The organism is Blastococcus sp. TF02-8, assembly GCF_003319175.1.
Taxonomy (GTDB): domain Bacteria; phylum Actinomycetota; class Actinomycetes; order Mycobacteriales; family Geodermatophilaceae; genus Blastococcus.
The window spans coordinates 505,805-521,032 of record NZ_QOHK01000002.1; the positions used below are offsets into that span (position 1 = coordinate 505,805).

Annotated in this window: 12 protein-coding genes and 1 tRNA gene; 8 read left to right on the forward strand and 5 right to left on the reverse strand. The window is 72.8% G+C overall.

Translation table 11 applies throughout. The annotated features are described in order from the left end of the window. Positions 1–16: 16 nt before the first annotated feature. The 5 genes from nuoL to DQ237_RS06615 are packed head-to-tail and all read left to right on the forward strand — an operon-like array spanning position 17 to position 7,281. A complete protein-coding gene (nuoL, locus tag DQ237_RS06595; RefSeq protein WP_240619453.1) occupies positions 17–1,912 on the forward strand; it encodes an NADH-quinone oxidoreductase subunit L in 1,896 nt (631 codons plus the stop codon). Positions 1,913–1,958: 46 nt separating this feature from the next. After that, positions 1,959–3,557 (forward strand): NADH-quinone oxidoreductase subunit M, encoded by a 1,599-nt coding sequence (locus DQ237_RS06600; RefSeq protein WP_240619454.1) that lies wholly within the window; start codon positions 1,959–1,961, stop codon positions 3,555–3,557. After that, positions 3,554–5,101 carry an NADH-quinone oxidoreductase subunit NuoN gene (gene nuoN / locus DQ237_RS06605; protein ID WP_113798331.1) on the forward strand — a complete coding sequence of 516 codons (1,548 nt, stop codon included), beginning with the start codon at positions 3,554–3,556 and terminating at the stop codon, positions 5,099–5,101. The genes DQ237_RS06600 and nuoN overlap by 4 nt, the downstream gene beginning before the upstream one ends. 1 nt (position 5,102) lies before the next feature. Continuing rightward, positions 5,103–6,155, forward strand: coding sequence for a polyprenyl synthetase family protein (locus tag DQ237_RS06610; RefSeq protein WP_113798333.1), 1,053 nt, complete (start codon positions 5,103–5,105; stop codon positions 6,153–6,155). Positions 6,156–6,168: 13 nt separating this feature from the next. Next, positions 6,169–7,281, forward strand: a complete 1,113-nt coding sequence (locus DQ237_RS06615; RefSeq protein WP_113798335.1) for a sorbosone dehydrogenase family protein — start codon at positions 6,169–6,171, stop codon at positions 7,279–7,281. Here the strand turns inward: DQ237_RS06615 and DQ237_RS06620 are convergent. Continuing rightward, complete coding sequence (locus DQ237_RS06620; protein WP_113798337.1) at positions 7,265–7,936, reverse strand: pyridoxamine 5'-phosphate oxidase family protein; 672 nt, start codon at positions 7,934–7,936, stop codon at positions 7,265–7,267. The genes DQ237_RS06615 and DQ237_RS06620 overlap by 17 nt on opposite strands. Positions 7,937–8,009: 73 nt before the next feature. Here DQ237_RS06620 and DQ237_RS06625 point away from each other — a divergent pair, with 73 nt between their 5' ends. Further along, positions 8,010–9,446 carry a PLP-dependent aminotransferase family protein gene (locus DQ237_RS06625; RefSeq protein WP_113798339.1) on the forward strand — a complete coding sequence of 479 codons (1,437 nt, stop codon included), beginning with the start codon at positions 8,010–8,012 and terminating at the stop codon, positions 9,444–9,446. Here DQ237_RS06625 and DQ237_RS06630 read toward each other — a convergent pair. Both DQ237_RS06630 and DQ237_RS06635 read right to left on the reverse strand, forming a co-directional pair. Next, positions 9,436–10,530 carry a 2-oxoacid:ferredoxin oxidoreductase subunit beta gene (locus tag DQ237_RS06630; protein ID WP_205730097.1) on the reverse strand — a complete coding sequence of 365 codons (1,095 nt, stop codon included), beginning with the start codon at positions 10,528–10,530 and terminating at the stop codon, positions 9,436–9,438. The genes DQ237_RS06625 and DQ237_RS06630 overlap by 11 nt on opposite strands. Further along, positions 10,527–12,524 carry a 2-oxoacid:acceptor oxidoreductase subunit alpha gene (locus tag DQ237_RS06635; RefSeq protein WP_113798341.1) on the reverse strand — a complete coding sequence of 666 codons (1,998 nt, stop codon included), beginning with the start codon at positions 12,522–12,524 and terminating at the stop codon, positions 10,527–10,529. The genes DQ237_RS06630 and DQ237_RS06635 overlap by 4 nt, the downstream gene beginning before the upstream one ends. A gap of 194 nt (positions 12,525–12,718) precedes the next feature. On the opposite strand from DQ237_RS06635, the gene htpX reads away from it, so the two are divergent. After that, positions 12,719–13,591, forward strand: a complete 873-nt coding sequence (gene htpX / locus DQ237_RS06640) for a zinc metalloprotease HtpX (protein ID WP_113798343.1) — start codon at positions 12,719–12,721, stop codon at positions 13,589–13,591. 180 nt (positions 13,592–13,771) lie between these two features. On the opposite strand, the gene DQ237_RS06645 is transcribed toward htpX, so the two are convergent. Next, positions 13,772–14,263, reverse strand: a complete 492-nt coding sequence (locus DQ237_RS06645; RefSeq protein WP_113798344.1) for a YajQ family cyclic di-GMP-binding protein — start codon at positions 14,261–14,263, stop codon at positions 13,772–13,774. A 114-nt stretch (positions 14,264–14,377) separates the two neighbouring features. Between DQ237_RS06645 and DQ237_RS06650 the strand changes: the two genes are divergently transcribed. Continuing rightward, positions 14,378–14,459: transfer RNA gene (locus DQ237_RS06650), tRNA-Tyr, on the forward strand. Between the two features lie 54 nt (positions 14,460–14,513). On the opposite strand, the gene DQ237_RS06655 is transcribed toward DQ237_RS06650, so the two are convergent. Then, positions 14,514–14,945: a pilus assembly protein TadG-related protein gene (locus DQ237_RS06655; RefSeq protein ID WP_113798346.1), complete on the reverse strand. Its 432-nt coding sequence runs from the start codon at positions 14,943–14,945 to the stop codon at positions 14,514–14,516. Positions 14,946–15,228 lie beyond the last annotated feature (283 nt).

A 15,228-nucleotide genomic window follows, 5' to 3' on the forward strand; every position in this document is an offset into this window, starting at 1 on the left:
CCGGGACGGACATCCAGTGCCTGCTGAAGGGTTGCTCGCCGCCTCCTGGCTGCTGATCGCGCTGCCGCTCGCCGGCGCAGCGGCGCTGCTGCTGGGCGGGCGCCGCACCGACCGCTGGGGCCACCTGCTGGGGACGGCGACCGTCGTCGTCGCCTTCCTGCTCGCCGTCGGGTGCACGGTGCAGCTGGCCGGGCTGGAGGAGCGTGCCGCCGACGTCGAGCTGTTCACGTTCATCTCCGCCGGCGACCTCGACGTGACCGCGGGGCTGCTCTACGACCCGCTGTCGGCGGTCTTCGTCCTGCTGATCACCGGCGTCGGCTCGCTGATCCACGTCTACTCGATCGGCTACATGGCGCACGACCCCGGGCGGCGGCGGTTCTTCGCCTACCTGAACCTCTTCGTCGCCGCGATGCTCCTGCTGGTCCTCGGCAACAGCTACGTGGCGCTCTACGTGGGCTGGGAGGGCGTGGGTCTGGCGTCCTACCTGCTCATCGCCTTCTGGTACACCCGCCCGGCGGCGGCCACCGCCGCGAAGAAGGCGTTCATCATGAACCGGGTCGGCGACGTCGGCCTGGCTCTGGCCGTCTTCGTCATGTTCGCCCAGCTGGGGACGACGTCCTACGCCGGCGTGCACGCCGGGGTCGCGACGCTGGCCGGCGGCACGGTCACCGCGATGGGCCTGCTGCTCCTGCTCGGCGCCTGCGGCAAGTCGGGCCAGTTCCCGCTGCAGGCGTGGCTGCCCGACGCCATGGAAGGCCCGACCCCGGTCTCGGCGCTGATCCACGCCGCGACGATGGTCACCGCGGGCGTCTACCTGATCGCCCGCTCCGCGCCGGTCTACGACGAGACCCCCACCGCTCGTGCCGTCGTCCTGGCCGTCGGGGCGCTCACCCTGCTGATCGGGGCGATCGCCGGCTGCGCCTACGACGACATCAAGAAGGTGCTGGCCTACTCCACGGTCAGCCAGATCGGCTACATGTTCCTGGCCGTCGGGCTCGGCCCGGCCGGGTACGTCGCCGGCCTGGCCCACCTGCTCGCGCACGGGTTCTTCAAGGCGGGGCTCTTCCTCGGCGCCGGATCGGTCATGCACGCGATGGACGACGCGGTGGACATGCGCCGCTTCGGCGGGCTGGCGAAGAAGCTGCCGGTCACCTTCGTGACCTTCGGCCTCGGCTACCTCGCACTGATCGGCTTCCCGTTCCTGTCCGGCTACTTCACCAAGGACGCGATCATCGAGGCCGCCCTGGACCGGGAGGACGCGTGGGGGTGGGTCCTCGGCGGCGTGGCCGTGCTCGGTGCCGGGCTGACCGCCTTCTACATGACCCGGCTGATGCTCATGACGTTCTTCGGCCGCCCGCGCTGGGAGGACGGCGTCCACCCGCACGAGTCGCCCACGGTCATGACCGCCCCGATGATCGTGCTCGCCGTCGGGTCGGTCTCCGCGGGGGCGCTGCTGGTGTCGGTGTTCCCGCTCGCCGACTGGCTGGAGCCGGTGTTCGGCGAGCCGGAGGAGGCCACGCACGTGGTGGCCCCGGTGGTCGTCGGGCTGGTCGTCACCGTGGTGATGCTGCTCGGCGTGCTGGCCGCCTGGCTGTTCGTCGGCCGCCGCGAGGTGCCGGTCACCCCGCCCGTCCGGGTCTCGCCGGTGACCCGCGCGGCGCGCAACGCCCTGTACGCCGACGCGATCAACGAGTCGCTGTTCATGCGCCCGGGGCAGTGGCTCACCCGCGCGCTGGTGTGGTTCGACAACCGCGGGGTCGACGGCGCGGTGAACGGCCTGGCCGCGGGGCTCGGCGGGTCGTCGTCCCGGCTGGGCCGGGCGCAGACCGGGTTCGTGCGCACCTACGCCCTCGGGATGCTCGGTGGCGCGGTCGTGGTGGCCGGAGCACTGCTGGCGGTGACGGCCGGATGAGCGGTTCCCAGTTCCTCCCGATCCCCGAGACGGTGGTGGCCCTCCCGTGAGCGCGTCCTTCTCCCTGGTCGCGATGATCGCGCTGCCCGCGATCGGCGCCGCCGTGGTCGCGGCGCTCCCGCGCGAGCGGTCGCTGCTGGCCAAGCAGGTGGCGCTCGGCGTGAGCCTCGCCGCCCTGCTGCTGGCGGTGCTGGCGACGATCGCCTTCGATGCGGGCGGCGAGCGCTTCCAGCTGACCACGTCGGTCTCCTGGATCCCCGACTTCGGTGCCGACTTCGCTCTCGGGGTCGACGGCATCGCGCTGGTGATGCTGCTGCTGATCGGCGTCCTCGTGCCGCTGGTCGTCGCCGCGTCGTGGCACGAGGCCGACACCGCGCCGCGGCCACCCCGGGTCTTCTTCGCCTGGCTGCTGCTGCTCGAGGCGATGATGGTCGGGGTCTTCGCCGCCACCGACGTGCTGCTCTTCTACGTCTTCTTCGAGGCGATGCTCGTCCCGATGTACTTCCTCATCGGCAGCTTCGGGGGGCCGCGCCGGCAGTACGCCGCGGTCAAGTTCTTCCTCTACAGCCTGCTCGGCGGTCTGGTCATGCTGGCCGCCGTCATCGGGCTCTACGTCGTCAGCACCAGCCAGCTGGGCGAGGGCACGTTCGCCTTCGACGCGCTGCGGCAGCTCGACATCGATCCCGGCGTCCAGAAGCTGCTGTTCCTGGGCTTCTTCGTCGCCTTCGCCATCAAGGCGCCGCTGGTGCCGCTGCACACCTGGCTGCCCGACTCCGGCGCCGAGGCTCCGATCGGCGGGGCGGTGCTGCTCGTCGGCGTGCTCGACAAGGTCGGCACCTTCGGCTTCCTGCGCTACTGCCTGCCGCTGTTCCCCGACGCATCGCGCTTCTTCGCCCCGTTCGTCCTGGTGCTCGCCGTGATCGGCGTGCTCTACGCCGCGCTGCTCGCCATGGGGCAGAGCGACATGAAGCGCCTGGTGTCCTACACGTCGATCTCGCACTTCGGGTTCATCGCGCTGGGCATCTTCGCGTTCACGACCGAGGCCGGCACCGGCGCTGTGCTGTACATGGTCAACCACGGCATCGCCACCGGGCTGCTGTTCCTCGTCGTCGGCATGCTCATCGCCCGGGGTGGGTCCCGCGAGATCGGCGACTACGGCGGCGTCGCGAAGCACGCCCCGAAGCTGGCCGGGGCGTTCCTCGTCGCCGGCCTGGCGTCGCTGGCCCTGCCGGGCACCAACAGCTTCGTGAGCGAGTTCCTGGTGCTCATCGGCTCGTTCCCGGAGCGCCCGGTCTTCACGATCGTCGCGACCGTCGGCATCATCCTGGCCGCGCTCTACATCCTGCTGATGTACCAGCGCACGATGCACGGACCGGCCCGCGGCGTGCTGCTGGCGGCCGACGAGCCGCCGGAGCCCACCCCCGTCGCCGGTGGGGGTGGGGCCACCGCGGTCGCTGCCGCTCCGGCGCGCGGCGTGCTGCGGGTCCGTGACCTCGACCGGCGGGAGCTGGCCGTCGTCGCCCCGCTGATCGCCCTGGTCATCGGGCTGGGCGTGTTCCCGCAGCCGCTGCTGAACCTGATCGAGCCCGCCGTGAGCGCCACCATGAGCGACGTCGGCGCCGACTCCGGAGGAACGGACCGATGATCGAGGTGCCCGACCTCTCCCTGGCGGCGCTCGCCCCGCTGCTGCTCGTGCTGGGCGCGGCCTGCGTGGGGGTCCTCGTGGAGGCGTTCGTCCCACGCGAGGCGCGCCAGCCGGTGCAGGTCGCGCTCGCGCTGGTGGGCACCGTCGGGGCGCTGGTCGCCACACTGCTGCTCGCCGCCGGCGACCGCGACCACGAGGTGACCGCCGGGGGTGCGCTGGCCGTCGACGGCGCGGCGCTGTTTCTCCAGGCCACCGTCGCCGGTCTGGGGGCGCTGTCGGTCCTGCTGTTCGCCGAGCGGTCGCTGGACCCGGCGCGCTCGGCGTTCGTGGCCAGCGCGGCGGTGCCGGCGGGGAGTCCGCGCGACCGCGAGCTGATGACGGACACCCGCGTGCAGACCGAGGTCTACCCGCTGGCCACCTTCGCCGTCGGCGGCATGATGCTGTTCGTCGCGGCCAACGACCTGCTGGTCATGTTCGTGGCCCTCGAGGTGCTGAGCCTCCCGCTGTACCTCATCAGCGGCATGGCCCGCCGCCGCCGGCTGCTGTCCCAGGAGGCGGCGGTCAAGTACTTCCTCCTGGGTGCCTTCGCCTCGGCGTTCTTCCTCTACGGCCTGGCCCTGGTCTACGGCGCCACGGGCAGCGTCCGGCTGCGCGACATCCGCGAGGCCGGTCTCGAGGGCGGCGGTGACGTGCTGCTCGTGCTGGGCCTGGGGCTGCTCGTCGTCGGGCTGCTCTTCAAGGCGAGCGTCGCCCCGTTCCACACCTGGACGCCCGACGTCTACCAGGGGGCGCCCACGCCGGTCACCGCGTTCATGGCGGCCTGCACGAAGGTGGCGGCGTTCGGCGCGATCCTCCGGCTGCTGTACGTCGCCTTCGGCACCGCCGAGTGGACCTGGCGTCCGCTGGTCTACGCCGTCGCGATCGCCTCGATGGTCGTGGGTGCGGTGCTGGGGCTGACCCAGACCGACCTCAAGCGGATGCTGGCCTACTCGTCGATCGCGCACGCGGGCTTCCTGCTGACCGGCGTCCTGGGGCTGGGCTCCGGGGGCGAGGGGTCGGGTCTGGCGGCGACGATGTTCTACCTGCTCACCTACGGGCTGACCACGCTCGGCGCCTTCGCCGTCCTCACCCTGGTGCGGGACGGCGACGGCGAGGCCACCCACCTGTCGCAGTGGGCGGGGCTGGGCGCCCGCTCGCCCCTCACCGCCGCGCTGATGAGCCTGTTCCTGCTGGCGCTGGCCGGGATCCCGCTCACCGCCGGGTTCACCGGCAAGTTCGCGGTGTTCCGCGCGGCGATCGAGCAGGGGGCGTGGCCACTGGCCCTGGTGGCCCTCCTGGCCAGTGCCGTGGCCGCGTTCTTCTACCTGCGGGTCATCGTGCTCATGTACTTCTCCGAGCCGGTCCCCGACGGGGCGACCGTGGGGGTTCCGGGTACGCCGACCACGATCGTCCTGGCGGTGACGGCGACGGCGACCCTGGCGCTCGGCATCCTGCCCGGGGCGGTGCTCGACCTCGCCGAGCAGGCGGCTATCTTCGTCGGTTGATATGACCGGAGCCCGTGCCGCGACCGACGGCACCCCCACCGAGGTCTGGCACCGGATCTCGACACCGGCGTCGACCATCGGCCCCTGGCTCCCCGAGGGCGAGCTCGGCGCGGCGCTCGCCGAGGGGCTGGCCCGGGTCGAGGCCCGGCTCGCCGTGGCCGTCGGCAGCGAGCACCCCTTCGTCCGCGAGGCGGCCGGGCACCTCATGGCGGCCGGTGGCAAGCGCTTCCGGCCGATGCTGGCCCTGCTGGCCGCCCAGCTGGGCGACGCCGGCGCGCCGCAGGTCGTCGAGGGTGCCGTGGTGTGCGAGCTGACCCACCTGGCCACGCTGTACCACGACGACGTGATGGACGAGGCGGCCGTCCGGCGGGGCGCCCCGAGCGCGAACAGCCGGTGGAGCAACAGCGTCGCGATCCTCACCGGCGACCTGCTCTTCGCCCGCGCGTCGGACATCCTGGCCGACCTCGGCCCCGACGCCGTCCGGGTGCAGGCCCGCACCTTCGAGCGGCTGGTCACCGGCCAGATCCAGGAGACCGTCGGCGCGCAGCCCGGCGACGACCCGGTCGCCCACTACCTGCAGGTGCTGGCCGACAAGACCGGCTCGCTGGTGGCGACCTCCGCGCGCTTCGGGGCCTCGTTCGCCGGGGTGGAGCCGGCACTCGTCGAGGCGCTGACGGCGTTCGGTGAGGAGGTCGGCGTGGCCTTCCAGCTGTCGGACGACCTGCTCGACATCGTCACCGACGGCGCCTCCGGCAAGCTGCCCGGCACCGACCTGCGCGAGGGCATCGCGACCCTTCCCGTGCTGTTCGCGCTGGCAGGCGACGACCCGGACGAGGGGCGGCTGCGCGAGCTGGTCGCCGCACCGGTCACGGACGACGGCGAGCACGCCGAGGCGTTGGCGCTGCTGCGCTCCTCCCGGTCCCTGGCCCGGGCGAACGACGTGCTGCGCGAGTACGCCGACCGTGCCCGCGCCCGCCTGGACGCGGTCCCCCCCGGCGACGTGCGCGACGCGCTGTCCGCCCTCTGCGACTACGTGGTGACGCGCACCAGCTGACGGAAGGACCGCCATGCCCCGCACCGGTCGTTGGCTCGCGGTGGGGGGCGTGCTGCTCCTGGCGGGCTGCTCCACGGTCACCGCGGACGTCGACGACGCGCCGCCGCCCCCCTCGCTGCCGGAGCTGACCGTCGAGACCGTCGTGGGCGGGCTGGACCACCCGTGGGACGTCGTCCAGGCCACCGACGGCACCCTGCTCGTCGACGAGCGCGGCGGCGGGTTCACCGCGGTCCTGCCGGGCGGTGAGGTGCGCAAGGTCGCTGCCGACCTCCCCGATCTCTTCGCCGACGGCGAGACCGGTCTGATGGGCCTGGCCCTGGACCCCGCGTTCGAGGCGAACCGGCGGCTCTACAGCTGCCAGGGCAGCACGGCCGGGGAGATCCGCGTGGTCGCCTGGGTGGTCGCCGCCGACTGGTCCGCGCTGACGCGGGCGGCCGATCCGCTGGTCGGTGGGCTGCCGCTGAACGAGAGCAGCGGCCGGCACGGCGGCTGCCGGCTGGAGTTCGCCCCCGACGGCGCGCTGCTCGTCGGGACCGGCGACACCGCGAACGGGACGCTCCCGCAGGACCCGACGTCGCTCGGCGGCAAGGTGCTGCGGGCCGACCCCGCCACGGGCCAGGTCGCGGTCTGGACGCTCGGCCACCGCAACGTCCAGGGCCTCGCCGTGCGACCGGGCTCGGACCAGGTGTTCTCCGTCGAGCACGGCCCGGACCGGGACGACGAGGTCAACCTGCTCCGCGAGGGCGGCAACTACGGCTGGGACCCCGACGGTGCGGGCCGGTACGACGAGAGCGTGCCGATGACCGACCCGTCGATCGCCGGCGCCGTCGAGGCGGTGTGGTCCTCGGGTTCGCCGACGCTGGCCACGAGCGGCGCCACGTTCGTCAGCGGCGGGGAGTGGGCCGACTACGACGGCCTGCTGCTCCTCGCGCTGCTCAAGGCGCAAGGGGTGCTCGCCCTGCGCCTCGACGAGGCGGGTGCGGTGGTGGACCAGTTCCGCGTACCCGAGCTGGACGGGAGCCACGGCCGGATCCGGACCCTGCAGCAGGGGGTCGACGGCGCGCTGTACGCCGTCACCGACAACGGGGACGACGACGAGCTGCTGAGGATCACGCCCCGAGGCTGACCCGCCGCTCCAGCACGTGCTCGGGCACCGGTACCTCCGCGGGCAGCAGCGGGCAGGGCTCGGCACCGCCGGCGACGGTGCGGAGCGGGAGGACGCCGGCCCACACCGGCAGCGCCAGGTCCCGCTCGTCGTCACCGGGGGGTCCGGTGCGCACCTTGACGCCGGCCTCGGTCAGGTCCAGGGCCAGCACCGTGGTGGCGGCCAGCTCCTTGCGGTCGGGCAGGCGCGCGGCCGACCACGAGCCGGGGGCCAGCTGCTCGGTCAGTGCCTCCAGCCCGAGCAGGCGCTCCTGCTCGTCGTGCACCACCCGGGCGGTGCCGTGGACGACGGCGCAGCGGTAGTTGACCGAGTGGTGGAAGGTCGACCGGGCGTAGACGATCCCGTCCAGGTGGGTGACGGTGAAGCAGACCGGGGCTCCCGCGGCGGCGGCCCGGAGCGAGGCGGCGCCCGTCGAGCCGTGCAGGTACAGGGTGTCCCCGCGCCGGCCGTAGCCGGTGGGGAGCACGACCGGGGCACCGTCCAGCACCACGCCGAGGTGGCCGACGAGTCCGGCGTCGAGCACGGCGTACAGGTCCGAGCGGTCGGTCCGGGCGCGCTTCGCCCCCCGGCGCACGGTGCTGCGGGGAGTGGGGGAGAGCGGTTCGGTGCTGTCCACGGGAGCAGCCTCCTGCCTGCAGTGGCCCCCCGGAACGGCCAATCGCGTACCTTTTCGGCAGTCCACTCCGGAGGTGCTCGTGGTCGACGTCCCACCGGTCGTGCTCGACCGGGCCTCGCGCACGCCGCTGTCGGCGCAGATCGCCGACGCCCTGCGGTCGGCCACCGCCGACGGCACGCTGCGCGCGGGGGATCGGCTGCCCTCGACCCGGGAGCTCGCGGCGGCGCTCGGGGTCAGTCGCACGGTCACCTCGGCCGCGTTCGACCAGCTGCTGGCCGAGGGGTGGGTCGGGGGACGTCGCGGAGCGGGCACCTTCGTGCTGAGCGCGGTGACCCCGGCACCGGGCGGGACCGTTCTGCCCGGCGCCCGCGATACCGGCGTTCCGCAGCTGGTGGACCTGCGTGCCGGCGCCCCCTGCCTGGAGGTGCTGGACCGGTCGGCGTGGCGGCGCGCCTGGCGAGCCGCCGGCGACGCCGCACCGGACCGCACGCCCGAACCGGCGGGTGATCCGGCCTTCCGGGCCGCGGTGGCCGAGCACCTGCTCCGTCACCGGGGGCTCGTGGTCGACGCCGGCCTGGTGCTGGCGTCCACCGGCACCTCGGCCGCGGTCGCGGAGATCGCGCGGGCGCTCCCGCCGGGCTGCCGGGTGGCTGTCGAGAACCCCGGCTACCAGCGCGTGGTCGGGGCTCTCCGCGAGGAGGGGGTCGAGGTCGTGCCCGTGCCGGTGGACCGCGACGGGCTGGTCGTCGACGCGGTGCCCGCCGATGTCTCCGCGGTCTACTGCACCCCAGCCCACCAGTACCCGCTCGGGCGGCGCATGTCGGCGGCGCGGCGCTCGGCACTGGTCGCCCGTGCCCGGGCGGAGGGTTGGTGGGTACTCGAGGACGACTACGACGGCGAGCTCCGCTACGACGTCGCCCCGCTCCCGCTGCTCGTCGCGCTCGGGCCTGATGTCGTCGTCCACCTCGGGACGGCGAGCAAGATCCTGAGCCCGACGCTCGGGGTGGGCTGGATGGTGGCGCCGCCCGCCGTCGCCGAGTCCGTGCTGGCCCGGCGCCTGGGCACCGGGGTCCGCCCACCGCGGGCCGGGCAGCGGGTGATGGCCGCGATGGCGGTCTCCGGTGACCTCGCCCGGCACCTGCGCCGCCTGCGCCGCGAGCTGGCCGGCCGCCGCGCGGAGGTGTGCGCAGCCGTCGAGGCGGCGGGGCGGGCGGTCGAGGGGGATCCGGCGGGCGCGCACGTGTTCGTCCCACTGGAGGGGGCGGCGGAGGAGGCGCAGGTGCTCGCGGCCGCGGCACAGGGAGGCGTGACCCTCGACGGGCTGGGGCGCCACCTCGGGGCCGGTCCGGACGAGGCCCGCGCGGGGCTGGTCCTCGGGTTTGCGGCGCCCGACCGCGAGGAGCTCCGCCGCGCCCTCGCCGTCGTCACGACGGTCCTGCGCCACGACGACCGCGGGCCCGCCTCCCCGGAGGGAGACGGGCCCGTGACGGGTCCGGCGGCTAGGCCGTGACCTCCCACGTGTCGCCGCCGGCGAGGAGGGCGTCCAGATCCCCGGGGCCCTGCAGGCGGGCCTCGTCGAGCTGCTCGCTCATCATCGCCTCGTAGCTCGGCTTCTGGACCTTCCGGAAGACGCCCATCGGCGTGTAGCGGAGGTCCTGCGAGGACAGCCGGGAAAGCGCGAAGGCGTAGGACGGGTCCTCGCGGCTCGCGTCGTGCACCACGATCTGCGAGGCGTCGACCTGGTTGGTCTCGGCGATCCGCAGGCCGCCGAAGTCGTCCCGGACCACGCACGAGGCGCCGTCGGGGCCGAAGACGAGCGGCTTGCCGTCCTCGAGCGGGATCGTCCACATCGGACCGGTCGCCGGGTCCTTGAGCAGCTCGAACGCGCCGTCGTTGAAGATGTTGCAGTTCTGGTAGATCTCCACCAGCGACGTGCCCTGGTGCTCGGCGGCCTGCCGCAGCACCTCGGTCAGGCCCTTGCGGTCGGAGTCCATCGCGCGGCCCACGAAGGTGGCGTCGGCGCCGATGGCCAGCGAGACCGGGTTGAACGGGTGGTCCAGCGAGCCCATCGGGGTGGACTTGGTGACCTTGCCGACCTCGGAGGTGGGCGAGTACTGCCCCTTGGTGAGGCCGTAGATCCGGTTGTTGAACAGCAGGATCGTCATGTTCACGTTGCGGCGCAGCGCGTGGATCAGGTGGTTGCCGCCGATCGACAGCGCGTCGCCGTCACCGGTCACCACCCACACCGACAGGTCGGGGCGGGCGGCGGCCAGCCCGGTCGCGATGGCGGGGGCGCGCCCGTGGATCGAGTGCATCCCGAACGTGTTCATGTAGTACGGGAAACGCGAGGAGCACCCGATGCCGGACACGATGACCATGTCCTCACGGGCGATGCCGAGGCTGGGCAGGAAGCTCTGGACCGCGTTGAGGATGACGTAGTCACCGCACCCGGGGCACCAGCGCACCTCCTGGTCGGTCTTGAAGTCCTTGCCCTTGAGCTCGGTCACCTTGGGACCGTGCTGCTCGAGCGATCGGGCGATGGCGGCGTCGATGGGGGTCGGCGCATCCGGCATGCCGAGTTCGACGGTGGTCACTGCTGAGCTCCGTTCGCAACTGCGTGGTCCACGGCGGCTGGCTGCACCGTGTCGATCGCGTCCTGGATCACCGCGGCCAGCTCGGCCGCGCGGAAGGGCAGCCCGCGCACCTGGGTGTGGCTCTGCACGTCCACGAGGTACTTGGCGCGCAGGAGCAGCGAGAGCTGCCCGAGGTTCATCTCGGGGCAGATCACCCGGTCGTACCGGGCGAGGACCTCGCCGAGGTCGGCGGGGAACGGGTTGATGTGCCGCAGGTGGATCTGGGCGACCTTGCGACCCGAGCTGCGGATCCGCCGGGCGGCGGCGCCGATCGGGCCGTAGGTGGAGCCCCATCCGATGACGGCCACCCGGGCGTCACCGTCGGGGTCGTCGACGTCGGTGGGCGGGATCGACGCCGCGATGCCGTCGATCTTGGCCTGCCGGGTGCGGGTCATGAAGTCGTGGTTGGCGGGGTCGTAGGAGATGTTGCCGGTCTTGTCGGCCTTCTCCAGCCCGCCGATCCGGTGCTGCATGCCCGCCGTGCCGGGGATCGCCCACGCCCGGGCGAGGGTCTCCGGGTCGCGCAGATAGGGGAGGAACTCGGGCGTGCCGTCGGGTGCGCTGCCGTTGGGCTCGGTCGCGAAGGCGACGGCGGACGTGAGGTCCGGCAGCGAGTCGGCGTCCGGGATCGCCCAGGGCTCGGCGCCGTTGGCCAGGTAGCCGTCCGACAGCAGCATGACCGGGGTGCGGTAGGTCAGCGCGATCCGCGCGGCCTCCACGGCGGCGTCGAAGCAGTCGCCGGGGGAGCGCGGGGCGATGACCGGGACGGGTGCCTCGCCGTTGCGGCCGAACATGGCCTGCAGCAGGTCCGACTGCTCGGTCTTGGTCGGCAGGCCGGTCGAGGGACCACCGCGCTGCACGTCGACGACGACCAGCGGCAGCTCGGTCATGACCGCCAGCCCGAGCGCCTCGGACTTCAGCGAGACACCGGGGCCCGAGGTCGTCGTGATGCCGAGCGCACCACCGAAGGAGGCGCCCAGGGCGGCACCGATGCCCGCGATCTCGTCCTCGGCCTGGAACGTCCGCACGCCGAAGGCCTTGTGCCGGGACAGCTCGTGGAGGATGTCCGACGCCGGCGTGATGGGGTACGCGCCGAGGAAGACCGGCAGGCCCGAGCGCTGGCCGGCGGCAACGAGGCCGAGGGCCAGCGCCTGGTTGCCGGAGATGTTGCGGTAGCGGCCCGGCTTCATCGGGGCCGGCTTGATCTCGTAGGAGACCGCGAACGCCTCGGTGGTGTCGCCGTAGTTGTAGCCGGCCCGGAAGGCGGCGATGTTCGCCGCGGCGATCTCGGGCTTGCGGCGGAACTGGCGCTCGAGGAAGCGGATCGTGCCCTCGGTCGGCCGGTGGTACATCCAGCTCAGCAGGCCGAGGGTGAACATGTTCTTGCTGCGCTCGGCCTCCTTCTTGCCCAGGCCGGAGTCGGCGAGCGCCTCGAGGGTCATCGACGTCAGCGGCACGCTGACGGTCTGCCACCCCTCCAGGGAGCCGTCCTCCAGCGGGTTGGTCGCGTAGCCGACCTTGGCCAGGTTCCGCGGCGTGAACTCGTCGGAGTCGACGATGAGCAGGCCGCCGCCGGGGAGCTCGGAGAGGTTGGCCTTGAGCGCGGCCGGGTTCATCGCCACGAGGACGTCGGGAGCGTCACCCGGCGTCATGACGTCGTGGTCGGCGAACTGCAGCTGGAAGGAGCTGACGCCCGGCAGGGTGCCCGTTGGCGCCCGGATCTCGGCGGGGAAGTTGGGCAGCGTCTTGAGGTCGTTGCCGAAGGACGCCGTCTCGCTGGTGAACCGGTTGCCGGTGAGCTGCATGCCGTCGCCGGAGTCACCCGCCAGGCGGATGACCACGCGGTCGAGTTCGACGACGCTCTTCACCAGCCCGCCGGGGGCCGAGCTGGGCACCGGGGTGGCCAGGGCGCCGTTCGAGTCCGACGGCGCGACGGTCGGGTTGGTGCCAGTCATCAGTGGTGTACCTCCACCGGGCGAGGTTACGTGCGTGTGTCCGCGCCCGGCTGTGCAACCGGACACGCTGTGCAGCGGGGAGGATCCCACCACGTCCGGGGGTGCCAACCAAGGCAGCCCTTATCTCATTCCGCCGGGTGACGACCCGGCCATCGGTGGGGAACGGCAGCCCGGAGGACGGCGTTGGACGGGGCGTGCAGCGCTGGAACAACGGACTGAAGACCGCCCTGCTCCTCGGGCTCATGGGCGGTCTGATCCTGATGGCCGGGGCGCTCATCGGCGGGCGGGGCGGGCTGTTCATCGCGCTCGTCGTGGCGCTCGGCATGAACGGCTACGCCTACTTCAACTCCGACAAGCTCGCCCTGCGCTCCATGCGGGCCTTCCCGGTGACCGAGACGCAGGCGCCGCAGCTCTACGCGATGGTCCGCGAGCTGGCCACCTCGGCCCGGCAGCCGATGCCTCGCCTGTACGTGAGCCCGACCGACCAGCCCAACGCTTTCGCCACCGGTCGCAACCCGCGCAACGCCGCCGTCTGCGTCACCCAGGGCATCCTCGAGCTGCTCGACCGGCGGCAGCTGCGCGCGGTGCTGGCACACGAGCTCTCGCACGTCTACAACCGCGACATCCTGATCAGCTCCGTCGCCGGCGCCATGGCCACGGTCATCACCTACCTGGCGCACATGGCGATGTTCGCCTCGCTGTTCGGCGGTCGCTCCGGCGACGACCGCGGCGGCGGCAACGCCGTCGGCGGCCTGCTGCTGATGCTGCTCGGTCCGATCGCCGCGGGCCTGGTGCAGATGGCGGTCAGCCGCAGCCGGGAGTTCCAGGCGGACGCCTCCGGTGCCGAGCTCTCGCAGGACCCGCTCGCGCTGGCCGATGCGCTGCGGGTGATCGAGCGGGGCACCGCGGCCCGGCCGCTGCCGCAGGAGGAGCGGCTGGTGACCCAGAGCCACCTGATGATCGCCAACCCCTTCCGCGGCCAGGGCATGGCCTCGCTGTTCGCCACCCACCCGCCGATGGCCGAGCGCATCGCCCGCCTCGAGCAGATGGCGGGGCGGCAGGGCTGACGAACCTGATGGCCGAGGAGTGCGGCGAGGCGTGCACCTCGACAGGCTGCGCTGCTGTGAGGGGTCAGCGCCCGTGCCGACCGGAGAGCTGTGGACGACGCCGGCCACGATGTCCCCGGGACCGCCGTTCCGGCCCGCGGAACGGCGGTAGGAGGGACACCGTGCCGGGCGTCGCCGTCCTCAGCGGTAGTTGTCGAACTGCAGGGCGACGTCGAGGTCGGCCCCGCGGAGCAGCTGCTGGACCGCCTGCAGGTCGTCGCGCTTCTTGCCGCTGACCCGCAGCTGGTCGCCCTGGATCTGCGCCTGCACGCCCTTCGGCCCCTCGTCGCGGATCAGCTTGGCGATCTTCTTCGCGACGTCGGACTCGATCCCCTGCTTGATCGTGGCGCCGATCTTGTAGGTCTTGCCCGAGGCCTGCGGGTCGCCAGCGTCGAGCACCTTCAGCGAGATGCCGCGCTTGATCAGCTTCTCCTTGAACACCTCGAGCGCCGCGACGACCCGCTCCTCGGTGTCGGCCTGCAGGCTCACGCCGTCCTCACCGGCCCACGCGATGGTGGCGTTGGTGCCGCGGAAGTCGAAGCGCTGCGAGAGCTCCTTGCCCGCCTGGTTCAGGGCGTTGTCGACCTCCTGCCGGTCGACCTTGCTGACGACGTCGAACGATGAGTCGGCCATGTCTCCCTCTCCGTGCGGGCGCAGCCCGCCACCGGACTCGTGTGGTGGGGACCCGTCACCGACGGTCCCCGCGTCTTGTAGTCTCTCCCGCGTACCGAGCACCGCACAGTGCACGGCGGGTTGCCCGAGTGGCCAATGGGAGCGGACTGTAAATCCGTCGGCTTAGCCTACGAAGGTTCGAATCCTTCACCCGCCACACCCGGTACGACGGCCCCCGACCAGCAGGTCGGGGGCCGTCGCCGTGTCCGGGTCAGGGGAGTGTCGGCGCCCTCGCGCTGGCGACGGCGGTGCGCTCCAGCGGCTCCCCGCCGAGGAAGAGCCAGTCGAAGGCGATCTCGACGTACCGCGTGCAGCGCACGGTCACCTCGGCGCCGTCGGTCTCCGCCGACCAGCTGTCCAGCTCGATGCCGCCGTCGGCGAGCTGGTCGGCGACCGCCGCCTGGGCGGCCGCACGGGTCAGGGGGAGCTCGGTGCCGACGCCGCGCGTGTAGACGGCGGCCTCGTCGGCCTGGTTGGCGGCGGCCAGCGCCGCGCCGTCGCAGATCGACTGGACCTCCTGCTGCTCCAGGAAGGCGTCGGACGCGGCGATCGCACCGAAGGCCATCAGTGCCGCGACCAGCCAGCAGACCAGCACGAACGGCAGCGTCGAGCCCCGCTCGGGGTCATGGGTCGGGCCGTGCACGCGGGGGAGCTAAGCAGCCGGCCGCGGTTGTCCACCACCTGTGGACACGATCTGTGGACACTGTGGACGGACTCTCACCCGGTCGCCTGATGCGGGCCCGTCGGCTGTGGACGACGACGGCGGATGGAGCGTTCTGCGTCACCGAACGTGGGATCCGAGTGGCGGAAGGTCACGACATGACGTAGGCGCGCGGCGTGTCGACGCCGGCGTGCTTGTCCTCGGCCGTCACGGGAAGCATTGTCTCCGGCGCGGTCCGTATTCGACGACGCTCTGTCCCCGCGCG